A 22782-nucleotide genomic window follows, 5' to 3' on the forward strand; every position below is an offset into this window, starting at 1 on the left:
CTTCTGCAGCGGATATGACTTCGACACTCACATCCTTGCAGGTCAACGGCACCTTTCTGCTATCGGGGCGTCAGGTCGCCCAATTCCGCTGAATAACCAGGGCTAGCTTTACCACGCCCCACTCGGAGGGATTACCCCCGCTTGTGGATGACGGGCTGCCCAGGTGTGAGGCCGTCGCTGGCCTCAACCACGGGCGGTGGTATTCACGGGCGGGGCCATGAACGCGCGGCCACGGCACGCGTGTTGTCAGCGCCCATAACACCCCCGCCGTCCTGGCCACCGTCCGCGACCTGATACGCGGTGCTCTCAAGCTGGCCGGGCGCGTCAACATCGCCTACGCCCGACGCGCCCACACCGACCAACACCAAGTCCTCACCCTCTACGGCATCACAAGATCACCATGAACCGGACATCCAGGGGCGCCTGGTTCGGTTTCTCCTTCTCAGCGCAGTTGCTCGGCCAGTCCGACGATGATGCCCTCGGGGCCGCGGAGGTAGCAGAGCAGATAGCTGTCCTCGAACCGGGCGATCTCGCCGACGAGTTCGGCGCCGTGCGGGCGCAGGCGGGCAACGGTGTCCTCGATGTCGTCGACGGCGAACATGACGCGGTGCGTGCCCAGAATGTTGTGCGGCCGGTTGCGCGGCCCGGCGCTGATCACCGCGGGGCTGCGGTACTTCGCCAGCTCGAGCCGGCCGTGACCGTCCGGGGTCCGGATCATCGCGATGTCACAGCGGACGCCTTCGAGTCCGGTGCACTGGTCGGCGAAGAGGCCCTCGACCTCCGCCCTGCCCTCCAGCTCCATACCGAGTTCCACGAAGAACGCGATGGCGGCATCCATGTCCTCGACGACGATGCCGACGTTGTCCATCCGCTGAATCGCCATGCTGTTTTCTCCCTCTTCCTCGTGCGGCCGGTGGTGACCGCTGATGTCCCTGGGACAGAGCCGCTGACACATTCTCGACATCCGCAGACCGCCGAACTCAGAAAGATCTGGATCACGCCTCAGGTGAGATTCGTCCGGATGTACCAACCCAACGCCGGCACGATGCGAATGCCTCCCACGAAGGCCGACACCGTGGTTGCTGCGCTGTGCGAGGTACGGATCAGAGCAAGCATGCTCAGCCGGATACCCGGCAGGAGCGGCCAAGCCGAGGTGCAGCCCAGCCCAGGCAGGCCACCGGCTGAAGATCGCGCCAACGCCCGCGGTGTCGATCACGGACCCGGCCAATCCCACCAGCAGAATCCGCCGGGTCCCTCGTGGCCCTCCTCTCTGGCCGAGCCCGCTCATCGCGCAGTCATGAGAACAGCACCATGGACACGGGTCCGATCGCGGCCTCGCCGGCGGCGCTCCCTCCCGCGTCGCCGGAAGCACTCCGAGCGGCGCCGCCCCCATCCCGGCATCTGCGGACGTGACCGTCCCGACGGCGCCCCACCCGCTTGCCATCACGCCTCCTACCTGCGTGGACGCGCCTTTTGCCATCTGGAGGCCTCCCTACAGGACTCCACGTCGGTAGTATAGGAGCATGTGCGCGTATTGTTGACTCGAGCGCCCGCTTCGAACCTGTGCCGCGCGCTTCTGGGTGGCGTCTTCGGACCACGTCAGGAAGACCGCCCTTGGTATACGAGAAGACGCCTCTCAGAGAGGGCGAGTACATGAGTGAGATCAAGCCCCGGTTCCGGAGGGTCGACGGACTGTCCATTCGCTGTGCCGAGAGCGAGGACGGACCCCGCGACCGAGAAGCACTGCTGCTGAGCCCGTTTCCGGAAAGCCTCTACGCCTACCACGCGACCTGGTCGCGATTGGCCGAGAACACCCGCCTGATCGCCGTGGACCTGCCGGGGTTCGGGCACTCGAACATGCGGGAGGACCTGCTGTCGCCGAGGGCGATGAGCGACTTCATCGTGCGGATCGCCGACGAGTTGGGACTGGCGAAGCCGCACATCGTGGGCCCGGACATCGGCACCAGCGCGGTGCTGTTCGCCGCGGCCCAGCACCCGGACCGCTTTCGCAGCGCCGTCGTGGGCAGCGGAGGCGCGTCGGCCCCGCTGCGGCTGTCAGGCCCGTTGGATGAGTGGGTGCATGCGGAGGACCTCGCACCGTACCGGGCACTCCAGCCCAAGGACATCGTCACGATCGCCATCAGCAAGATCAAGGGCTACGACATGCCGGAGATCGTGCGTGAGGACTACATCGGGGCCTACGTGGGCCAGCGGATCGTCGACCAGATGGCATACCTCCGCGCCTACCGCGAGGACCTACCGGTCCTGCGCGATCTACTGCCCGGCATCGAAATGCCTGTGCAGGTCATCGGCGGCCGCGACGACCACGTGGTGCCGGTTGAGAACGCCGAGTACCTGCACCGGCACCTGCCCAACAGCAGGCTCGACATCGTCGGCATCGGCCACTACGTCTGGGAACAGGCCCCGGAGGAGTACGCCAGGATCGTCAATGACTGGTGGGCGGTGAACTGATCGCCATCCCGAGGGAACAGCAGATCGCGGAGTGCTCACATCACCTGGTGACATCAACGCAGTTGCACGCCCGTAGACGAGGCCGACCGTCCGGGGATCGGGTACACGGCCGCGAGCACGAGTTCCGGCAGGGTACGCAGAACCGGGATCGAACTCCTGAAGCGGGTGCCCCGGGTTCGAATCCTGCCGGGGACACACGGTGAAGGGCCCGTTCAGCGGCTTGATCCCCCCAAACTGGTCCTTCCTCCTGATCACTCGCGCCGAAGCAGCTCCCGGCCAAAGCCGCTACACCGACCGCGTGGTCTCGTGAAAGCAGCAATCCAGGATCGCGTGAGCCCGGCTACGGCAGTCGCCTGAGCCACAACAGGGCAAGGCGGTAGGCGCCGGCAGCCGCGATGAGTCCCACCAGCACCGTAGCCGTGTACGCCCAGTCGGGCAGCACCTGCTTGAAGGGCTCAAACGCGACATCGCGAGTGATCGCGAATGCTGCGACAGCGGCGAACGTCGCGCCCGCTGACTGCTTGGTCCACCGACCCGCCTTGGCGGCCGGGCGGGGTGCAAGATGTTCTGTCACTCGTCAGTTGTACGGGCATCTGATCCAACTCATCAATGGCCACGTGCCCCCTGCGTGTCCGATGAGAACCCGGGCACCGGCGCTTGGCTGCGTCGTAGAAACTCACGGCCGAAGTCGCTACGCCCACCGCGCGGTACCGTGCTGCCGTTACGGGGAGGCGCGGAACACGCCATGGGTGAGAGCACCGGCCCACAGCAGTTCACGGTTGGCGACGTCTTGTTGGTCAGCTGCCCGTCAGCACGTGCACGAGTCGCCCATGTGACCCCCGTTCGAGATCTCGGTCGAGTGGCCATGGGTGCAGATTGATCCGGACTCCGAGGTCCGGTGGAACGGCCACAGGGCGATTCCGCGCGCCGTGCCCAACGGTGAGTGGGGCGGGCTCTTTCAGGTCGACCCGCATGCACGACACCTGGAGGCCGGCGACTCCTGCCCGGTGGGCATCCCCGAGACCCTCGTACGGATCATCGACATCGGTCGCTTCGACCCACCCGCAGACGTGGGACGGCTTCCGCGGCCCCACACCATGTTGATCGTGTTGCCGGCCGATGATGCTAACGCCCCTCACACAGAGAACGAAGGCGACACCGTCGACCTCGAATCTGCGGCTCCCATCAAGATCGAGCTGATATCGCGCGGCTGACGGGACCATGGGCCTGGGCCGTCCTGAGACCGTCGAGGGGTGCTCGACGCCGAGGCCGACAGCGTGGTGCCGTTCTTCGCCCGGCACTTCGGCGGTGCGGGCATCGCGTCGGTCTGACGTGGGCGGTTGCGGTGCCTGGCGGCCGGCAGGTGGCCGCACCGACGGTTCTGTCTGCCGGCGGCACACGCCAAGTGCCGGATGCCCGCGCCCGACCGGTCAGCCGCGGGAGCGGCGAGAGAACTCGCACCACCGGTTGTCGTTGGGGTCGCCGAGTACGGTGCGGAGGGCGATCGAGTCCCCCCGGCGGACGTAGTGCAGGTCGTAGAACTCCTCGCCGATCTTCAGGTCGAAAGTCTGCGGGGTGGCCCCCTCGGCCCCTGCGTAGAGGTACCAGGTCCCGTGTCCGGCTGCCAGGCGCTTCACGGCTCCGGAGCGCAGCGCGAAGTCCACCGGGAGGTCGCGGACGGTGAAGGTGCGGTCCGCCTCTACCGTGAGAGTCGATCCGCAGTCACTTGTCCAGTGACCCAGGACGTCCGCTGCCGTCACGTGCGTCAGCGGCTTGTGGGCACCGCCGCAGGCGCCGGCCAGCAGGGCGACTGCCCCGGCACACAGGAGCCTCGCCGCTCGAACTCTCACCACGTCCCACTTCCTGTACCGGCACTGGCTGTCCAGGGCACGACCACTGCCGTCACCAGCGATCAGTCGGACAAGCATGCACTTCCCTCGCGCGGCCCTGGGAGCCTGCCGGCCAGTGATCAAGGCCACCGCGTCGGCGTTCCCGACTGCGGGCGCCCTGCGGTGAGCGGGAGAACTCGGCCCAGGTGTAGGGGTGGCCCGGGTTCGGGGTCCACACCGCGGCGAGGTCGGTGGCCCTCGGTACTCTCACTCGTCCTTCTCATCCTTCATCAGGTTCCTGGACGGCCCTTACCGCGAGCCACGCGCGTGGGCGCTTCATGCGGAGCCGGTCAGCTCTCGGCGTCGTGGTAGTAGACCGTGAGGCTCGGCCAAGGGCCGTCCCCGGTGGTTTCCGTGTGCAGGACGAGGTCCTGAACCTCGACCGGGCCAAGGCTCTCGATGGAGTCCGCGACCCTGCGGAGAAGCGCAGGGACGTCGTTCCGTCCGGCTCCTGCCGGGTTGGCCTGAGAGAAGTGCCTGATCGTCCACGATTCCATGCGTCCATGATCACGGAGGGGGTGCGGTGAGGCCGGGGGGCGGCGCCGTCGTCAGGGCTGTCCTACGGCCGTCAGGTCCACGTCCTTCGTCTACCGGTACCGGACGAACGACACGGTGCCGAGCAGGCAGAGGGCCGCCACGTACCGGCGGTACCAGTCGGCGTGGCCGTGTGTGGCGAGGTATTCGTTCAGGTATGGCGCCGTGCCGCCGAACAGGGTCACCGTCAGCGCGTACGGCAGTCCGACGCCGCTCTTGTACTTGTAGCGGATCGTCGTGTTGGTGAAGCGGATGTACTCGCCGTCCCAGGAGAACCACATCGGGTTCACCTGGGGTCCCCCGGCCCGGCGGATCGTGGCCAGGTGGCCGAAGAGCGGCCGCTCCAGCAGATCCCGGTGGCTGTCCGGAACAAGACTCATGCCGTGTGTGCCTTCGCCTTCTCTTGTTCCTCCTGCCGGGCCCCGAGCAGGGGCCGGAACAGGTCGGTCAGTCGTGCCCGCATCTCGGGGGCGTCCTTGCTGATCCCGTCCACGTGGCCGTCCGGCCGGGCGAGCGCCAGCGCCGGCCGGCCGCGGCGAGCCACGGTACGGACATCGAGTACCACGCCGAGCCGTTCCGTGCACCACCGCCTCAGCTCCCACACCTCCCCGTCCGGCTGCCCGACGAGGATCAACGTGTGCCGCAGATCGTCGAGTTGACCGCGCAACGGCCGCGGCCCCAGCGCGCCGGGCACGAAGCCCGCGGCCCTGCCGCCGGCCGGCGCATCGGTCCGGCACTTGGTCCGCAGGCCGGCACCGTCCGGCACGGCGGCCCGGGAGATCGTTTGTGAGAGGCCGGTGAAGGCGACGTGTCCCCCGTGCGCTATGGTGGCTCGCTTTTGTCGCGCACCTATTGGGGGGTTTGATGCGGCGAACCACCGCAGTCGCGAGTGCCGTCACCGTGCTCGTGCCGCTTCTTCTGACCGGCGCCTCGACGGCGTCGGCCACGGCCAAGGGGTCCCTCACCGTCACGACGTTGGACCGGAGCGGCAAGCCGGTTCCCACCCAGGTGGCGGTCTACAACACCAGAACCAACGACTTCCGCTACATCGACAGCAACAAGGCGGTGTCGCTGCCCAACGGCAGCTACGAACTCGCCACGTCGTTCGTCGACGCCCGGGGCGACGGCGCCACCGTCGGCGGCCACAGTGTGACGGTGTCCGGGTCCACGAAGACCACGTTCGACGCCCGGAAGGGCCGCCCGGTCAATGTCTCGCTCAGCCCGAGCCCGGGCAGCGGATACGACCACATGGTCAGCGCGTATGTCTGCGCCGCCGACAACGGCCCCGCCCAGATGGGGATTTCGGCGGAGGCAGGCGATCTGTATGTCATCCCGTCGAGCAGCAAGGCGTACGAGCTGTCCTACGGCACCACGTACCAGCCCCGGGCGGCGACCGGCGGGGACTTCTGGCAGGCGACCGCCACGCACCCGGGCGGCGTGCCGTCCGGGTTGTCCGCGAAGCTCAAGAAGTCCGGGCTGACCTCCGTCAAGGTGTCCGCCCGTTCGGGCCCCGACAGCGGACTGGCGCAGTTCTCGTTCAGCTACCAGTCGACGGGCGGCGACGGCTGCCCGATGTCCACGAACTCGCTCCAGTTCCAGCGTGAGCTGCCCGACCACTTCGCCGTCCACCTTCCGCCCGGCCAGTGGAACGTGAGCCAGCAGAGCAACGACTTCATCTACGCCGGGGACCACAACTACGCGGCGGGCAGGACCACTTCACTGACCCTTGATCACGCGGTCTGGGGGCCCGGCGGGCGGCTGCCCAACACCTGGTACCACCAGCTGTACTTCGGGTCCCTCAACCCGTTCGCCGACCCGACCCTTCCGAACGGCGGGACGCTGGCCGGCGGCAACGTGAAGCTGACCCACGCGGGCAAGACGCTCTACTCGCACAACTACAGTCCCTCGGACCAGATGGACGCGCATCCGCGGATCCCCGAGGCGGGCTGGTACACGCTCACTCAGACCGGCCACCGCAGCGGACTGCCGTCCGGTTCGCTGTCGACGTCCTCCAGCCTCTCCCTGCACTTCTACGCGAACCCCGGCAACAACGAGCAGATCCGGGACTACATCACCCGGTTCTGGCCCGACGAGCTGAACGCCAGGAACCAGGCGGCCCCCAGGTCGACCACGACCGTCGCCCTGGGTATGCAGCGCAACGGCACGGACGACAACTCGGTGCGCCGGCTGTCGGACAGTGTGAAGTCCGTGCGGGCCTGGTACACCACCGACAACGGCGCCACCTGGCACGCCGCCACCGCGAAGCTGTCCGGCGGTAAGTGGACCATGGCTGTCCGTAATCCGGCCTCCGGCCGCGTCGGTCTGCGCTCGACGGTCACCGACACCCACGGCGACAGCTCGACCACCACGGTGTACAACGCGTATGCCGTGAGCTGAGGTCGACCGAGCAGGACGAGCTCGAACTCCTGAAGCGGGAGTCGCAGTTCGAATCCTGCCGGGGGAACAAGGAGGAGGGCCGGCCCGGGAGAGTTTTCCTCCTGAGCCGGCCCTTGGCCGTTTCGGGTGCCGTGCGCCTCAGTAGTTGATGCCGCCGAGGGCGGAAGGGGTGCCCTTCCCCGACAGCGGAAGGGCACCCCGAGGGCGGTCAGCGGTGGCCGTAGTAGCCCTGGCCCCCGTGGTGGCGGTAGCCCCAGTCGCGGTTGCCCCAGCCGTTGCCCCAGCCGTGGTTGTGCCAGCGGTGGTTGCCCCAGCGGTGGTTGCCCCAGCGGTGGTTGCCCCAGAGGCCGCCGTGGTTACCGCGCCCGTAGCCGTCGTGGTCACCACGGTCGTGCGTGGCGTGAGAGACCGCCGAGGGCGCAGACGTCGCAGCGCTGGCACCTGTGGCGCCGCCCAGCAGGACGGCGGCCGCGACGCCCAGCGCAGCGGCAGAACGGAAAGCCCGCATTCCGTGCTCCTTTCATGGCAGGTGCCTGATGCGCCTGCCTGGTCGGACGCATCAATGTTTACAGCCGGAATGTCCGTTGGAGTCGCTATTCCAATCAAAGACACCTTTTGTGATGGTCTACGTTGAGTCAGGAACCGGAACCAGGCGTGTCGGCGTCACGCGCGCGCGTGCGCGTGCGCGAAAATGAGGCCACTCCCCTGTCCGTCAGGATGAATTCGCTCGAGGTCGACCTGTCCGGTCGCCGGGGCGGGGAAGTTCAGGACGACTGCATTTCGTGTCGCCGCCGAGGAGTGCTCCCCGGCCCGAGGAAGCGGCGTCCGGCGAGCTGGACGACCCGCCCCGGACCGCCCGACGGCACACGCGGCGTCGTCCATGACCGATCCCGGCGCAGTGTGACGGAGCGGTTCCCGACAGTGGTCGCGTCGCACACGCCGTACGTCTTCCTCGCCTGCTGTACCGCTCCTGCCGCGCCCCGCCGAGCACGACCGCGGTGAACGGAACGAAGACCGCGAGAAGGACGGCTCCCACCGAGACCGGCACGAAGAGAAGCCACGGCAGGGCGATGACGAACAGGACGCCGAGCTGGATCAGGACACCCGTGGCGAGGAACGCGACCGGTCGTCCGGCTTCGTGGAACGGTCGCTGAATCACACGCCGCAGGCGGGTGGTTGGGCTCATGCGAAAACGGTAGGTGCCCCGGTCAGGGGCGGTCCATGGAGCAAGGGCCCGCTTCGGGGTGTAGCTGGTACCACCCCCGAACGGATACCAGCGTTACTGACTGTGACCGCCCGACGGCGGAGGCTGGAGGTCGTGAAGGAGAGCCGGGAACACGAGGAGACCCAACCGATGAGTGCGCTGAGTGTCATTGCGGAGACGGGTGCGGAGCGCGGTCCGACCAGGTGGCGGATGCGCCCCCGGTATCGATCGGAACATCTGCTGGTCGTCTGCGGACTGGCCCTGCTGCCCTGGCTGGTCGTACTGGCCCACGGCCTGCCCGGCACCGCCACCGCCGCGAACTGGCGCACCGTATGGATAGGCCTGGACAGCCTGGAGGCGCTGGGCCTGATCACCACGGGACTGCTGGCCGTGCGGGGCCATCACGCGCATGCCCTCACGGCCACGGCCACCGCGACGCTGCTGGTGGTCGACGCCTGGTTCGACACGCTGACGGCGGCACCGGGCGGGGACCAGATGTCGGCGGTGGTGATGGCCCTCGGCTCGGAGCTGCCGCTGGCGGTGGTGTGCGTCGCGCTCGCGGCGAGGGGCCGCGCCCGCCCTACGGCCTGACCGGCTGCCTCCGCCCCCGCCCCCGCTCCCCCTCCCTTCCCCTGCCTCCCCTTTCCCTTCCGCGCCCGTCGTCTCGATTCGATGCCATCGGAGAATGCCCATGACCCACGCCCTCCCGACCAGGCCCGGCCTGCGCTGGGCACTCGCCGCCGGTGCCGTCGGTGCCGTCGCCGCCGGTGCCTGGTGGTTCGGCGACAAAGCCCCTTATCCGTACGCCCAACGCAGGCTGCTCGACCTCCAGTTGCCGGGCCTGACGCCGGCCGGCCTGGATGCCGTGCTGCGGCCCGGGCCGGGCGAGCGGATATTGGAGATCGGCCCCGGCACCGGCCTGCAGTCGCTGCACATCGCCCCGCAGCTCGGTCCCGGCGGACGGCTGGACGTCCTGGACATCCAGCCGGAGATGCTCGACCACGTGATGCGCCGAGCGGAACGGAAGGGACTCACCAACATCACACCGACCGTGTCCGACGCGCGGGAACTCCCCTTTCCGGACGGCACGTTCGACGCCATGTATCTGGTGACGGCGCTGGGCGAGATACCGGAGCCGCAGCGGGTGCTGACCGAGGCGGTCCGGGTGCTGGAGCCCGGCGGGCGGCTGGTGGTCGGGGAGTTCTTCGACCGCCATTGGATCCCGTTCGGCACCCTGCACCGCCTCGCCGACGCCTCCGGCCTGCATCTGGCCGCCCGCCGTGGCTCCACGCTCGCCTACCTGGCCCGCTTCCGCCCCTGCTCGGCGGTGGCCCGAACCGATCCCCTCCGATTCACCCCTGGGTGCCGGGCGTGAAGGTGGCTGCGACGACGCCGAAGACGTACGGGGCCTCGGCGCCCTCCAGGCCCGTGGGGTTGATGGAGTACACCACGCGGCGGGCGAGATCACGGGTGGCGAACACACCGCTGGTGTAGCCGGGGCGCGAGCCGGTCTTGCCCCAGATCTCGGTGCCGTCCTCGGAGACGTAGCGCATCAGCCCCATGCTGAAGCAGGCGTGCCCGGCGGTGGGGCCCAGTTCGCAGTTCTTGTTGTGGTGGTTGGGCACGTCCGGAACGGTGAACAGCAGCCGCTGCTGGGCGGGCGGCAGCAGCCGGCCACGGAACAGTGCGGTGAAGAAGCGGTCCAGATCGGCGGCACTGGAGATCATCCCGCCCTCGGCCCAGGGCCAGGCGGCCTGCTCGGACACGTCGGCCGGCCGTGTGGTGCCGCTCGCATCGGTGACCGTCAGATAGCCGCGGGAGTGCGGACCGGGCAGCCGGGGGTCGTCCACCGCGGGAACGGAGGTGGCATGCAGCCCGAGCGGACGGATGATGCGGTCGCGCACCTCCTGGGCGAAGGAACGGCCGCTGACCTGCTCGACGATCAGCCCCGCGACGAAGGTGTTGAGGCCGTTGTACTCCTGCGCGCTACCGGGCGCGAAGTCCATCGGCTGGCCCGCGACCAGGCCCTCCACCACCTGGCGGGGCTTCCAGCTGTCGAGGCGGTGGTCGACGAACCACTGGTTGGTGCCGTCGCCCCAGAACTCGGCTCCGCCACCGCCGGGCAGCCCGCTGGTGTGGTTGAGCAGCTCTCCCACCGTGACCGGCGCGTAGTCGGCGGGCAGCAGCCCGGGCAGGTACTGCTGGACGGTGCCGTTCAGATCGAGTCGGTGCTCGGCGGCGAGTTGCAGGACGACGGCGGCGGTGAAGACCTTGGAGATGCTGCCGATCCGGAAGCGGGCATCCGCCGGGACCGGCCGTCCGGTTGCCAGGTCGGCCGTGCCGGAGGTGCCCGACCAGTGGCCCGCGCTGCCGGTCACCCGGACCAGTGCGCCGGTGACATTCGCGTTGGGCAGCCCGGCGATGGCCTTTTGCAGGGCGGCCGGACTCAGCGGAGGAAGGGGCGTGGGCACGGCGGCAGACGTGGGCGCTACGGTCGGCGTGGGGGCGGTCGTCGTCGGGACGGCGGCGGACGCCGGGACGGCCGTGCCCGCCGCGAAGGCGGCAAGCAGTGCGGTGGTCGCAGCCACGGTGGTCCAGCGGGCTCCGCGCGGAGTGGTGGGCACAGTCGGTCTCCCTAGCGATGTGGTGTCACGTCCCGTTTCTCCGGGGCGACTTCGACTCTGCCCGCACCGCGATGCGCAGTCATCGGGGACGATCCCTCAAGATCCCCTGAGGCGTGCGTCGGGGTTTTCCCCGAGACCGGCCCGGGCACACCGGCTCCCCATGTCCTCCGCATGGCTGCGGCGCGGCTCGGCTCAGTCGTGTGGCGCGCTGGTTAGCTAAGGACCGGTCAGGTCTTCGGCGGAGCGAGGCGGACATGGACGACGTGAACGAGGTCAACAAGAGGGTCATCAGTCAGTTCAGGGCGCAGGGCGGAGTCGTGGGGGGCCACTTCGAGGGCAAGCATCTGCTGCTTCTGCACACGGTCGGCCGCCGTACCGGCCAGGCACGTATCAACCCCCTGGTGTACGCGGCCGACGGGGACGATCTGCTGGTCTGCGGCTCCGCGCGGGGCGCGGAGAAGGATCCGGCGTGGGTGGGCAACGTCGCCGTCATGTCCGAGGTGACCGTGGAGGTGGGCAGCCGGATCCTGAGGGCCACGCCGACCGTCGTGACGCCCGGGTCACCCGAGTGGGAGCGTCTCTACGGGATCTGGTCGGCGTACTGGCCCGACAGCACGGAGTACGAGACGAAGACGGGCCGCAGGTTCCCCATCGTGAAACTGGAGCCCGTCACCTCGAAGGCGGCGTCCGTCGGTGAGCCCGCGGCGGCCGAGGGGGCCTTCGGCCGCCGGAGCGACTGAGTCCGGCGCGCCGAAGGCCGGACGGGGAGCGCGAGGTGGACGCGCACCGGATCTGGGTTCTCGGGGCCACCGGCCGGACCGGTCGGGCGATCGCCGCGCGACTGGCGGCCGACCGGGTGCCGCCGGTCCTGGTGGGGCGCGATCCCGGGCGCCTGCGCACGCTGGCCGGGTCGCTCGGCGATGACGTGCGGATCGTGGTGGCCGGTTCGGTCGATGCCGTCGTGACGCAGATCGACCGAAAGGCGCCGGCGGTGGTGGTCAATACGATCGGCCCCTTCACCGAGACCGCGACGCCGATCGCCCGCGCGGGTCGACCCGGCACGCACTACGTCGATCTCGCCAATGAGCTGACCGCCGTCACCGGGCTGCTGGGACTGGGTGACGAGGCGGTCGTGACCGGGCGGTGTCTGGTGACCGGCGCCGGGTTCGGCGTGCTCGCGACCGAGAGTGTCGTGCTGAGGCTGTGTGCGGACCGGCCCCCGGCGACGCGTGTGAGGGTCGACGCGGTGCCGAGGGCCGGGGCCGGGGCCGGGGCCGAGCCGGTCGGTCCGGCCCTGGCGGCGAGCATCGTCGGCAGCCTCGCGCTCGGCGGACGCCGCTATGAGCGCGGCCGGCTGGTGCGTGCCCGGCTCGGGGCCGACGTCGAGCGCCTCGCCCTGCCCGACGGGACGACGGTGCACACCGTCGGCGGTCCGAGCGGTGAGCTGGTGGCGGCCCGGCGGGCGAGCGGCGCGCCTTTCGTGGTCGCCGCGTCGAGCATGGTGCCGGCCGGGCGGGCGGCGCGGCCTGCCCTGCCGGTGGCGGCGGTGCTGCTGGCGCACCCGCTGCTCGGTCGCGCCGCCGAGCGGTGGCTCGCCGGTGTCCGGATCACGCCGGGCGAGCGGGGCGGGGAGTTCTCCTGGGCGCGGGCCCGGGTTCAGGACACCGACGGCAGTAGCCGGGTGGGATGGCTGCGCGCGGGCCGGTCCGGGGAGTTCACCGCGGCCGTGGCGGCCGAGGTCGCGAGCCGTCTCGCCCGGGGCGAGGGCCGGCCGGGCGCCCACACACCCGGCTCGCTCTTCGGCCCGGAGCTCGCCGTGAAGGCGGGCGGGCGCTTCCTCCTCGACGGAGAGGGACCGACGCCCTGATCACACCGCCCGCGACGGCTCGTGCCGGACTCGGCGGCGGACCCACGCCCTGGATCCGCGACGGCCCCATGGCGTGCGGCAGGCTCATGGCCCGCGGCGGACCCACGATCGGCGGGCCCGTGATCGACGACGGCAGACCGGTACCCCCCGGCCGGCGGCGGCTCGAAAGGCGCCGACGAGGGGTGCTCACCGGCCATCGGCCCCGGGAGCGGCGGCGGGCCCTCGACCTCCTGACCGCGGCGCCTGCTACGGGGTGTGCGCTGCGGCCACCACAGGACGTAGGCGGCGGAGCCGACCGCGAACGCCAGCCGGATCAGCCCCCGGGCGGAGTCGGAGGGAACCAGCAGCGCACTGCCGTACAGCGAGATCAACGCGATCCAGCTCACCCAGGGCACCAGCCGCCGCTGTCCGATCGAGTCCCAGATCAGCGTGCCGAGCAGGACCGAGGCGTTGTAGTACGTGTACACGCTCGGGTCCAGCACGATGCGCGCGTCGGCGGCGAGCAGGACCACCGCCGCCCAGCGGTGCCGGAGCACCGCCAGCGCGCCCAGGCCGATACCGAGGGCCATCTGCGCGGGCCGGTCCCACCAGGGGGTGGCCGGGTCGGTCACGCCGAACCAGCGCAGCGACGACGCCGACTGGTTGGGGATGGTGAAGCGGGCGGCGGCCAGGGTCTCCATATGGGTGAGGTAGAACGGCAGCCAGGCGGCGGCCACCAGGCCGACGACCCAGGCGGCGGAGCGCAGCCGCGCGGGCCGGGGCAGCACCAGGAGCAGCGGCAGAAAGCCCACCGCCCACGGTTTGGAGTCCACGGCCAGCGCCAGGAAGAGACCGACGGCGAAGGCGTTGCCGCGCATCAGCGCGCGTACCGCGAAGGTGGTGAAGAACAGCGCCAGTACGTCGTCGAGATGCGCGAACCGTACCGAGACCTCCACCCACATGGGGATGAAGGCGGCTCCGGCCACCAGCACCCGCTGCTGGAGGCGCCGGTGGTTCAGCCCGGTGCCCAGGTTGTGCTCGGCGGCGGCACGGCCGACGAGGACCAGCATGTACAGGCCCAGCCCCGACATGAACGCCTCGGCCAGGTTCTCGCCCACCGGCGCGGGGAGCGGCGCGAACAGTCCGGCGACCAGGAAGCTGACCGGTCCTATCTGGAGTTCGGGATGGTTGGCGTAGAGGGCGAGGCCGCCGCCGGGGACCTGACTGAACAGCAGCTCCTCACCGGTCTTCAGATAGTGCCAGGACACGGCTCCATGGCGTTCGGCGATGAAGAACCACACCATCGTCCACAGGGTGAGCAGCGCGTGGTGCCACCGCAGCGGATAGGGACCGATCCGGCCGATCCCCGTCCTGTCCCTGGACACGGCATCCGCCGTCTCCGCGTTCCGCACGTTCCGTCCTTCCCCTCTGCCCGCGTCCGGCGCGGGAACGGCCGTGGACGCGGCCGCCGTGCGTCGCCGTAGCTCGGCAGGGAGTGGCCCGCCCGCGTCCGTGACGACCGCCCGATCCGCAGGAGTGGTGATGCCGTACGGCACCCTTCCCTTATAAGGACGGTCCGTTGGGCCTTCCCGTGCCGGGAATCGATCGCCGGAGGCATCGGGGTGCCGTGGCGAATCGTCGGAAGCATAGCGAGACGCTTGCTGGCTTGCGCAACTATAGGGTGAACTCTGGTCGTGGACGAACCGCGTACGGACCGGACATGTCAAAAAGCGCCACGCCACGACAACGCCCAACCGCCCCGGAGAAGGACCCTTGGACAATAATCCGGGGCATGCCCGCACCGCCCCCGCTCGCCGTCGTCACACCGTACCGGGACGGGTGCCCACGACCGCCGTCCGCATCGCGCATCACCGGAACCGAACCGTCCATGGCCCCGCGGGCCACCCCATGAACCTCCCCCCGCCCCGCCCCATGAACCTGCCCGAACCGCACCGGCGCCTGCTCGCCGACGTCCTCGCCGTGGGCGCCCCGTACCCGCTGGCCATCACCGGTGGCTACGCGCTGCTGGCGCACGGCTTGGTGGACCGGACCAGCCGGGGCGTGGACGTCGCCACGGAGAGCCCGGAACGGATGGCGGACATCGCCGCCGCCGTCCGCGCGGGCCTGACGGAACGGGGCCGGCTCGTCCGGTCCCTGGAGGCGGACCCGCTCTCGGCCCGGCTGGTCGTCGGCGACCCCGCCGGGGGCGAGGAGACGGAGCCGACGGAACTGAACGTCCTGAAGGAAGTGCTGTGGCGTCCGCCGGTTCCCACCGAGCTGGGTCTGACCGTCTCCCTGGAGGACGCCGTGGGGACCAAGGTGCGCGCCCTGGCCGACCGCGGCTTCGCCCGGGACCTCGTCGACGTGCACGCCGCCGCGGACCGCTGGAGCCGAGCGGAGTTGGAGGAACTCGGTCGCCGCCACGCCCGCGACGTCTTCGATCTGACGGATCTGCAGGCCCGGCTGACGGGTGTGGAGTGGGTCGACGACAGGGAGTTCGCGGCCTACGGGGTCGGCGCGGACGCACTCGCCGAACTCCGGCGATGGGCACAGGAATGGGCGGACGACATCGCGGAGCGGCTCGCGGAGGAGGAACCTCCCGAGGAGTGACCTACGTCCGCTCGGATTCTTGACGAACTCCTGACGCGACGGCCGCATCCGGTGATCCGGCCCGTGGTGTCACCTTGGGTGTCACTTATCAACACCCTGTGAGGGAAGTGAAGTGCCATGGATGGCACCGTCGTCGCCGTCGTCCTGGTGGCCGTGCTGGCTCTACTCGTGCTCCGCAGTGGGATGCGGGTGGTCAACCAGGTCGAGCGTGGAGTCGTGTTCCGCTGGGGGAAGGCGCTGCCGCACCACCGGCAGCCGGGCATCACGTTCCTGATCCCGTTCGCCGACCGGATGCGAAAAGTGAACGTGCAGATCGTGACCATGCCGGTCCCGACACAGGAGGGCATCACCAAGGACAACGTCTCCGTCAAGGTCGACGCCGTCGTCTACTTCCGGGTGACCGACCCGCTGCGGGCCGCGATCGAGGTCCAGGACTACGTCTTCGCGGTCGGCCAGGTCGCCCAGTCCTCGCTGCGGTCCATCATCGGCAAGAGCGACCTGGACGATCTGCTCTCCGACCGTGAGCGGCTGCACGAGGGGCTCGCCCTGATGATCGACAGTCCGGCCGCCGGGTGGGGCATCCACATCGACCGCGTCGAGATCAAGGACGTACAGCTGCCGGAGTCCCTGAAGCGGTCCATGTCCCGGCAGGCCGAGGCGGAGCGCGAGCGGCGCGCCCGTGTCATCACCGCGGACGGCGAGTTCCAGGCGGCCCAGCAACTCGCCAACGCCTCCCGGATCATGTCCGACACTCCGGAGGCCATGCAGCTGCGACTGCTCCAGACGGTCGTGGAGGTCGCGGCCGAGAAGAACTCGACCCTGGTGATGCCCTTCCCGGTGGAACTGCTGCGGTACTTCGACCGGGCGGCTCGTCAGTTCGGCAGCGAGGGCGGTTCAACGGGCGGGACCAAGGAGACCGTGGACGCACAGCCGGCCACGGGCGGACAGCCGGCCCTCGACGTACCGCCGGCCGGCGACGGCCTGCTGACCGGTGACGGTCAGTCGGCGGGTCATGGGCATTCGGCCGGGAGCAAGAGCCCTCAGCCCGTCGATCCGCGCCTGTCGACGGCCGTCCCCGCCCCGACGAACGAGACGCACGGCACCGGCGCCTGAAACCGGGCCGGACCTCGGCCTCGACCCGGCCGAACTCCTCGTGGTCCCGGACCTGCCCGGCCCGTGGCCACGAGGAGCGTCTCAGTCCTGCCGGGCGGCCCGGCCGGGCTCCCGGACAGGCCGCGCAACCGATCCGGCGGCCGTCCGGGCCGCCCCGGCCGTATCCGCCGCTCCTCCTCCCAACGTCAGGGCCGAGGTCGCCAGCAGCGACGCCGCAGCCATCGACGTCATCGCCAGTCCGGGCGAGGTGAGTTGGGCCAGTGACCCCGCCAGGGCCGCACTCACGCCCTGCATCGTGAGCATGCCCGCCGAGTGCAGGCCGAGGGCGTGACCGCTCAGCTCCTGCGGGGTCAGACTCATCAGACGCTCCTGCTGGACGAGACTCGCGGCGAAGCCCACCGAGGCGAGCGCCGCGCAGACCGCCGCCACGGGCGCGGCGGGGCGCAGCGCGAAGAACAGGTACGGCGTCGCCAGAAGCACCAGGAACGGGATGCCCAGGCGGCGGCGCAGACTCGGGGGCAGAAGACGGCCCGTGGTGACGTCCCCGACGAACATGCCGAGCGCAGCGCACGCGAACAGCGCGCCCGCACGGTCGGGCGCGTAGGAGACGTAGAGAGACTCACAGCCGACGACCAGGCCGTTCGGGACCCACAGCAGGAGATAGGTCGTCCGGCGCGGTCGGGACGACCACAGCAGCGCGTTGATGCGCCGGGTCTGCGCGATCGACGGACGGCCGGCCGCACGCGGGGTGCGGCGGGTGAGACCGAGCCCGGCGGCCGCGGCCGCCGCCAGGTACAGCGCGGACGCGATCAGCAGGGCCGTACGCGAGGACAGGACCGTCACCAGGACGCCGCCCGTCGCGTAGCCGCCGATCTGCATGATGCCGCTCATCATGTTGAAGGTCGAACGGCCCAGCAGATAGCCGTCCTTGGACAGGATGTCGTTGAGCAGCCCCCAGCGGACCCCGCCGCCGACGGACTGCACCAGCCCCAGCAGCAGGATCAGCGCGAAGACCGCGCCCAGCGGCAGGCCGGGCGCCGCCATCGCCGCCGTACCCACAGCGAACACACAGGCGATGCCCGTCATCGTGGCGCGCGGCGGCAGCCGGTCCGCCGCCGACAGCAGCGTCGTGGCGCCCACGACCTGCGCCAGCTGCGGCCCGAACATGCTCACCGCGGAGAGCAGGGGCGAGTCGGTGGCCCGGTACACGAGGGTGCCGAGCGCCAGGCCGCCGAGCGTGGCGGCGGCCGTCTGGAGAGCGGAGGTCAGAAAGAGCGGGGTGAACTCCCGGGTGCGGAAGAGGTCGGAGTAGCTGCGCATGGCCGGAGTCTGAGCGGATGCCGCGGGCCGTCGTTAGTCTTTCGCGTACGCGCGAAAGGTCACCGCAGGTCCGCACGGAACGTCACCGGGGGCCCGCACGAGGGGGAGGGCATACGCGTCATGGGTCTCTGGTACGTCAACGCCGACACCCTCGCCCGCAGCCGGTTCGTGCTCTCGCCGCTCGCGGAGGCCTTCGCGAGCCTCAAGGTGCTGCACGCGGGCACGCCCACCCACCCCGGCGAACGCACCTGGCTGGAGACCCATCTGCCCGGCTACCGGCGGCGGCTGGCCGCCGATCCCGTCACCGCGCTGCTCGTCCACAGCGGTCTCGGCAGGGAGTGGCTCGCCGACTTCCTCACCCCGGCCCCGAGGGACGGCGAGACCTTCGAGGAGGGTGTCGCCCGGGTCCGCGCCGTGCCACCGTCCGACGCTCGCGCCCACCTCGCCGTCTCCCTGCGCGGCCCGCTCCCCGCCCTGCTGGACCGTGACGACCTGCCCGAACGCGCCGCCGAGCTGCTGACCTACGTATGGACGCAGACCGTGCTGCCGTCCTGGGACCGGCGGCGCCACGTCCTGGAGGCGGATGTGGTGGCCCGGACGGCACGGCTCGGCCGGGACGGCTGGGCGGCCGCGGTGGACACCCTGCGGCCGGGCCGGACCCGCTGGCTCGGCGGGAACCGGCTCCAGATCAACCTCCAGGCCTACCCGCCCCGGGAGATCTCCGGCGCGCAGCTGGTGTTCGTCCCCGTCACCCCGCAGACCGGCTGGGTCTCCTGGGAGGACCCCGACCGGTACGCCGTCGTCTACCCGTGCGCGGGCGTGCTGGCCGGGGGACCTCCCCCGGCGGTGCCGACGAGCCTCGCCGCGCTGCTCGGCCCGGCCCGGGCCCGGGTCCTCGTGCTCCTCGACTCGCCCATGAGCACCAGCCAGCTGGTCGCCGTGACCGGGCAGGGGCTCGGCTCGGTCGGGCGGCATCTCAAGGTGCTGCTGGACGCGCGGCTCGTGGAGCGGCGGCCCGCGGGGCGGTCGGTGCTGTACTCGCGGACGGCCGCGGGCGAGGTGCTGGTCACAACGCAGCGCCGCTGACGGGGATGTCATGGGACGGAGTTAGCATCCGCAGCATGACGACTACTGACAACACCGCCGGATCCGTCCTCGACGTGGAGATCGACGCGCTGCAGGGCGGCTCCGCGCAGCTGTCCCAGTACGCGGGCAAGGCCGTGCTCGTGGTGAACGTGGCCTCCAAGTGCGGACTGACCCCGCAGTACGCGGGCCTGGAGCGGCTGCAGGAGCGGTTCGCGCCGCTGGGCTTCACCGTGCTCGGCGTGCCCTGCAACCAGTTCCTCGGGCAGGAGCCCGGCAGCGCCGACGAGATCGCGGAGTTCTGCTCGGCGACGTACGGCGTGACCTTCCCGATGACCGAGAAGATCGAGGTGAACGGCGAGGGGCGGCACACGCTGTACGACCGGCTGGTGGGCTTCGCGGACGGCGAGGGACACACCGGGGACATCCGCTGGAACTTCGAGAAGTTCCTGATCGGCAAGGACGGCCGGATCGCCGCCCGGTTCTCCCCGCAGACCGAGCCGGAGTCGGCAGAGGTCCTGACGGCCGTGGAGAAGGCTCTCGCCTGAGCCACCGCGCAAGGCCGCCGTCCGCGCTTGACCTTGCCCCCGGGGCAGACACGAACGTCCTCGTCACCGGGCGAACAGCGCCCGGTGACGGAGGGCGACGGGGTGACGGGGTGACAGAGTGACCGACGATCTGCTCGCCATCGGCGCGTTCGCCGCGCGCTCGCGGCTGTCGCCGAAAGCACTGCGGCTGTACGACCGGCTGGGCCTGCTCGCGCCCGCGTACGTCGCTGAGACGACCGGCTACCGCTACTACCGCGCCGACCAGGTCGAGCGCGCCCGCACGGTGGCCCTGCTGCGCCGGCTCGACATGCCGCTCACCCGGATCGCCGAGGTGGTGGCGGCGGGCGAGTCGGACGGCGTCCGGGCGTCCGCGCTGCTCGCCGGCTACTGGGCGGGCGTCGAGGAGCGGATCGCCGCGCAGCGGACCCTCGCCGAGTACCTCCGTGGACGGCTGTCAGGGAGGAGTTCCGAGATGTACGGGAAGTTCGTGGTGGAGACGGTGGACGTGCCGGAGCAGGTGCTGATCACCGAGAAGCGGCATGTGCTGGCGGAGGAGCTGCCGGCCTGGATCGGAGCCTCACTGGGGCGGCTGGAGACGGCGGCGCGGGAGTGCGGCGGGACGCCCGGGGCACCGTTCGTGGTCTACCACGCGGAGGTGTCACCGGAGAGCGACGGGCCCGCGGAGGCGTGTGTGCCGGTGGCCGACGAGCACGCGGCCCGGGCCTGGGCCGGGGAACAGGGGCGGGCCTGGCAGACGGGGGTGCGGGTGGAGCCCGCGCGACGGCTCGCGTACACCCGTACCACCAAGGCGCAGGTCGCCCATCCGCAGATCCTGGCGGCGTTCGAGGCCGTGGAGGCGTGGGTCGCGGCACAGGGGCTTGAGTACGCGGGCCCCTGCCGGGAGGTGTACTTCGCGGACTGGGACGCGGCGGGGCCCGAGGACCCGGTGTGCGACGTGGCGTTCCCGGTGCGGGACCCCGCGGAGGCGTAGAACCGAGGGCGGGCCGGGGTCGCGCCCCGGCCCGTCGTCAGCGCAGCTCCTCCGGGCACGGCGTTCCCCGCGGCAGCTGGTACGGCGCCGCCAGGCGGTAGGTGCCCGCGCGCGGGGCCACGAGTTCCGTCCACTTGTCGCCCGAGGCGTCCCCGGCCGTCTCCATCAGACAGCCGTTGACGTTGTCGTACGTCTTCGGCATGCCGTCCGGGCGGTGCTTGGACTCCTCCGTCTCCTGCGGGGGCTTGACCCCCTTGCCCTCCGTGTCGACCAGGCCCAGCCACGGCGAGTACGGGATCCGGATGAGCACCCGGCCCGCGTTCTTCACCTCGATCGTCAGCTCGCCCTGCTCCGCACGGTCGACCAGCGCCGGGGGGTCCGCCAGCGGGACGGGATCGGTCACCGCGAACAGCTGCCAGTTGGCGTCGCCCCAGATCTGCCGCAGATACGGCATGCCCCGCTGGACGAGCTGCCGTTCGCGTTCGCCGCCGTTCCCGTCGGGCTCGTCCTTCGGCAGGACCACGTAGTGCACCGCCCAGCGCTGGAGCCAGGCGTGGTAGTTCGCCGAGTTCAGCGTGTCGTCGTAGAAGAGCGGGTTGCGCTCCATGTCGGCCTGCCGGTTCCAGCCGCGGGCCAGGTTCACGTACGGCGCCAGCGCCGACGCCTCCCGGTGCGAGCGCGCCGGGACCACCTCGACGCGGCCCTTCTCCGCACCGACCACCTGGAGCTGGTTCACCAGCGGGGCCAGCTCGTGCGCCCAGGACGCCGCCGGGGTGGTGTGGATGATGTCGTCGACCGTCTTGACGCCGATCCAGGCGGTGAAGCCGACGAAGGCGACGACGATGACGTACCACTTGCGGCTGCGCGGCACCGTGAACGGCAGCGCCGCGACCAGCGCCACGCCCGCGAACAGCATCGCCAGCCGGGTGATGTTCGAGCCGATCTGGGAGCTGATCACCCACACGAGTACCACGGACAGCCCGTACACCGCCGCCGTGATCCGTACGGTGTGCCAGTCCTTCGGGACGAGCGCGAAGACCAGGACCGCGCAGGCGAACGGCAGGAGCATCGAGGCCCACGTCATCGGCTGTGTCCCGGAGAACGGGAACAGCCAGGCCGACAGTGCCACCACCACGGTCGGGGCGAGGCCGAGGGCCCAGGCGCCCGGGCGGCGCTTCTGCAGGAACAGCGCCGCCGCGACCAGGCCGACGAACAGGCCCGCCACCGGGGACGCCATCGTGGCCAGGGCGGCCAGCGGGGCTGCGCACAGGGCCTTCGCCCAGCGTTTGTAGCGCCAGCGGTGCGGCCAGCAGAAGACGCACGCCGTCGCACCCAGGGCGAACATCGTGCCGAGACCGAAGGTCACCCGGCCCGAGATGGCGTTGCACAGCAGCGCGAACACCCCGGCCATGGCGGGCCACCACGGCTCGCGGACCGCACGGCTGCGGATGAGGATCAGCGTGAGCAGCCCCGCCGAGACCGTGCCCGCGATCATCATCGTCGTACGGACGCCGAGCACCGACATCAGATAGGGCGACACCACGCTGTACGACACCGGGTGCATGCCGCCGTACCAGGCGAGGTTGTACGCCGAGTCGGGGTGCCGCCCCACGAACTCCGCCCAGGCGTCCTGCGCGGCGAGGTCGCCGCCGCTGTTCGCGAAGGTGAAGAACCACACGAGGTGCAGCAGCCCGGCGAGGGCCGTGACCGCGAGCACGGGGTGTCCGCGGGCCAGGTCCGCGCCGCGCGAGGACCGCAGCCGGGTGAGCAGGGTGCGCGGCCGGGAAGCGGTGTTCCCAGGACCGGCGCCGGGGCCGTCCTCGGGGGGTGGGGGTGTGTCCGGGTGCACGGTCGTGTCAGCGGCGGGCTCGGCCGGTGGTATTCGCGGGCCCGAGGGCCGGTCCGGCCGACGGCTCGGATCGGCGTCGTCGGCGTGTGTCCGCTCCACTGTGGCCACCTGAAGGCACTCCCCGTGTCCCGTTTCTGTTCTCGCCCCGTATCCGGTTCAGTTCCCGCCCCGCGCCCGGACATCCCGAAGAGTTCCGCCACCGTTCCGTGGAGGTTCCCTCGGGGGCCCGCCCCGGGCCAGGTTGTGCGGCTCGCGGGTCCGCCCCGGCCTCGCGACGCTAGCACGCACCCCGCCGGCGGGCT

Annotated in this window: 22 protein-coding genes and 1 pseudogene; 13 read left to right on the forward strand and 10 right to left on the reverse strand. The window is 70.8% G+C overall.

Annotation, left to right across the window (positions count from 1 at the left end):
- Window positions 1-245: 245 nt before the first annotated feature.
- Window positions 246-404, forward strand: a pseudogene (locus ACFYX0_RS35645) (ISAs1 family transposase); the annotation flags it as partial.
- A gap of 38 nt (window positions 405-442) precedes the next feature.
- On the opposite strand, the gene ACFYX0_RS35650 reads toward ACFYX0_RS35645, so the two are convergent.
- Window positions 443-883, reverse strand: a complete 441-nt coding sequence (locus tag ACFYX0_RS35650; RefSeq protein ID WP_355923081.1) for a VOC family protein — start codon at window positions 881-883, stop codon at window positions 443-445.
- Between the two features lie 770 nt (window positions 884-1653).
- On the opposite strand from ACFYX0_RS35650, the gene ACFYX0_RS35655 reads away from it, so the two are divergent.
- Window positions 1654-2472, forward strand: a complete 819-nt coding sequence (locus ACFYX0_RS35655; RefSeq protein ID WP_388976844.1) for an alpha/beta fold hydrolase — start codon at window positions 1654-1656, stop codon at window positions 2470-2472.
- 340 nt (window positions 2473-2812) lie between these two features.
- Here the strand turns inward: ACFYX0_RS35655 and ACFYX0_RS35660 are convergent, their stop codons facing one another.
- Window positions 2813-3046, reverse strand: a complete 234-nt coding sequence (locus ACFYX0_RS35660; protein ID WP_388976847.1) for a hypothetical protein — start codon at window positions 3044-3046, stop codon at window positions 2813-2815.
- Between the two features lie 295 nt (window positions 3047-3341).
- Between ACFYX0_RS35660 and ACFYX0_RS35665 the strand changes: the two genes are divergently transcribed.
- Complete coding sequence (locus ACFYX0_RS35665) at window positions 3342-3686, forward strand: hypothetical protein (protein ID WP_388976849.1); 345 nt, start codon at window positions 3342-3344, stop codon at window positions 3684-3686.
- 216 nt (window positions 3687-3902) lie between these two features.
- Here the strand turns inward: ACFYX0_RS35665 and ACFYX0_RS35670 are convergent, their stop codons facing one another.
- From ACFYX0_RS35670 to ACFYX0_RS35685, 4 genes are all read right to left on the reverse strand, one after another.
- A complete protein-coding gene (locus tag ACFYX0_RS35670; RefSeq protein WP_388976851.1) occupies window positions 3903-4325 on the reverse strand; it encodes a hypothetical protein in 423 nt (140 codons plus the stop codon).
- Window positions 4326-4651: 326 nt separating this feature from the next.
- Window positions 4652-4858: a hypothetical protein gene (locus ACFYX0_RS35675; RefSeq protein ID WP_388976854.1), complete on the reverse strand. Its 207-nt coding sequence runs from the start codon at window positions 4856-4858 to the stop codon at window positions 4652-4654.
- A gap of 90 nt (window positions 4859-4948) precedes the next feature.
- Entirely contained in the window at window positions 4949-5275 is a 327-nt protein-coding gene (locus ACFYX0_RS35680; RefSeq protein ID WP_388976857.1) for a pyridoxamine 5'-phosphate oxidase family protein, read from the reverse strand.
- Window positions 5272-5661 carry a hypothetical protein gene (locus tag ACFYX0_RS35685; protein WP_388976860.1) on the reverse strand — a complete coding sequence of 130 codons (390 nt, stop codon included), beginning with the start codon at window positions 5659-5661 and terminating at the stop codon, window positions 5272-5274. Before ACFYX0_RS35685 ends, ACFYX0_RS35680 begins: the two co-directional genes overlap by 4 nt.
- A gap of 98 nt (window positions 5662-5759) precedes the next feature.
- Here ACFYX0_RS35685 and ACFYX0_RS35690 point away from each other — a divergent pair, with 98 nt between their 5' ends.
- Complete coding sequence (locus ACFYX0_RS35690; RefSeq protein ID WP_388976862.1) at window positions 5760-7292, forward strand: hypothetical protein; 1533 nt, start codon at window positions 5760-5762, stop codon at window positions 7290-7292.
- Between the two features lie 208 nt (window positions 7293-7500).
- Here the strand turns inward: ACFYX0_RS35690 and ACFYX0_RS35695 are convergent, their stop codons facing one another.
- Entirely contained in the window at window positions 7501-7800 is a 300-nt protein-coding gene (locus tag ACFYX0_RS35695; RefSeq protein WP_388976865.1) for a hypothetical protein, read from the reverse strand.
- An 846-nt stretch (window positions 7801-8646) separates the two neighbouring features.
- Between ACFYX0_RS35695 and ACFYX0_RS35700 the strand changes: the two genes are divergently transcribed.
- Both ACFYX0_RS35700 and ACFYX0_RS35705 read left to right on the forward strand, forming a co-directional pair.
- A complete protein-coding gene (locus ACFYX0_RS35700; RefSeq protein ID WP_388976867.1) occupies window positions 8647-9087 on the forward strand; it encodes a hypothetical protein in 441 nt (146 codons plus the stop codon).
- Window positions 9088-9187: 100 nt separating this feature from the next.
- On the forward strand, window positions 9188-9871 hold the full coding sequence (locus ACFYX0_RS35705; protein ID WP_388976870.1) for a class I SAM-dependent methyltransferase: 684 nt from the start codon (window positions 9188-9190) through the stop codon (window positions 9869-9871).
- Here the strand turns inward: ACFYX0_RS35705 and ACFYX0_RS35710 are convergent.
- Complete coding sequence (locus tag ACFYX0_RS35710) at window positions 9849-11120, reverse strand: serine hydrolase domain-containing protein (RefSeq protein WP_388976871.1); 1272 nt, start codon at window positions 11118-11120, stop codon at window positions 9849-9851. The genes ACFYX0_RS35705 and ACFYX0_RS35710 overlap by 23 nt on opposite strands.
- 254 nt (window positions 11121-11374) lie before the next feature.
- Here ACFYX0_RS35710 and ACFYX0_RS35715 point away from each other — a divergent pair, with 254 nt between their 5' ends.
- From ACFYX0_RS35715 to ACFYX0_RS35730, 4 genes are all read left to right on the forward strand, one after another.
- The gene (locus ACFYX0_RS35715) at window positions 11375-11860 is read left to right on the forward strand and encodes a nitroreductase/quinone reductase family protein (protein ID WP_388976873.1); all 486 of its coding nucleotides are present in this window, start codon (window positions 11375-11377) and stop codon (window positions 11858-11860) included.
- A 35-nt stretch (window positions 11861-11895) separates the two neighbouring features.
- On the forward strand, window positions 11896-12987 hold the full coding sequence (locus tag ACFYX0_RS35720) for a hypothetical protein (RefSeq protein WP_388976875.1): 1092 nt from the start codon (window positions 11896-11898) through the stop codon (window positions 12985-12987).
- A gap of 1911 nt (window positions 12988-14898) precedes the next feature.
- A complete protein-coding gene (locus ACFYX0_RS35725) occupies window positions 14899-15576 on the forward strand; it encodes a nucleotidyl transferase AbiEii/AbiGii toxin family protein (RefSeq protein WP_355907271.1) in 678 nt (225 codons plus the stop codon).
- 117 nt (window positions 15577-15693) lie between these two features.
- Window positions 15694-16689: a slipin family protein gene (locus ACFYX0_RS35730; protein WP_388976878.1), complete on the forward strand. Its 996-nt coding sequence runs from the start codon at window positions 15694-15696 to the stop codon at window positions 16687-16689.
- A gap of 81 nt (window positions 16690-16770) precedes the next feature.
- Here ACFYX0_RS35730 and ACFYX0_RS35735 read toward each other — a convergent pair whose 3' ends face one another.
- Window positions 16771-18009, reverse strand: a complete 1239-nt coding sequence (locus tag ACFYX0_RS35735) for an MFS transporter (protein ID WP_388976881.1) — start codon at window positions 18007-18009, stop codon at window positions 16771-16773.
- 120 nt (window positions 18010-18129) lie between these two features.
- Between ACFYX0_RS35735 and ACFYX0_RS35740 the strand changes: the two genes are divergently transcribed.
- From ACFYX0_RS35740 to ACFYX0_RS35750, 3 genes are all read left to right on the forward strand, one after another.
- Window positions 18130-19095, forward strand: coding sequence for an ArsR/SmtB family transcription factor (locus tag ACFYX0_RS35740; RefSeq protein WP_388976884.1), 966 nt, complete (start codon window positions 18130-18132; stop codon window positions 19093-19095).
- A gap of 35 nt (window positions 19096-19130) precedes the next feature.
- Window positions 19131-19640 carry a glutathione peroxidase gene (locus ACFYX0_RS35745; protein ID WP_311695444.1) on the forward strand — a complete coding sequence of 170 codons (510 nt, stop codon included), beginning with the start codon at window positions 19131-19133 and terminating at the stop codon, window positions 19638-19640.
- A 118-nt stretch (window positions 19641-19758) separates the two neighbouring features.
- Window positions 19759-20631 carry a MerR family transcriptional regulator gene (locus ACFYX0_RS35750; RefSeq protein ID WP_388976887.1) on the forward strand — a complete coding sequence of 291 codons (873 nt, stop codon included), beginning with the start codon at window positions 19759-19761 and terminating at the stop codon, window positions 20629-20631.
- Window positions 20632-20668: 37 nt separating this feature from the next.
- Here ACFYX0_RS35750 and ACFYX0_RS35755 read toward each other — a convergent pair whose 3' ends face one another.
- Window positions 20669-22588, reverse strand: coding sequence for an MFS transporter (locus ACFYX0_RS35755; protein ID WP_388976890.1), 1920 nt, complete (start codon window positions 22586-22588; stop codon window positions 20669-20671).
- Between the last annotated feature and the right edge of the window lie 194 nt (window positions 22589-22782).

Origin of the sequence: Streptomyces sp. NPDC002573, from assembly GCF_042889625.1 — a bacterium.
Classification (GTDB): Bacteria; Actinomycetota; Actinomycetes; order Streptomycetales; family Streptomycetaceae; genus Streptomyces; species Streptomyces gibsoniae.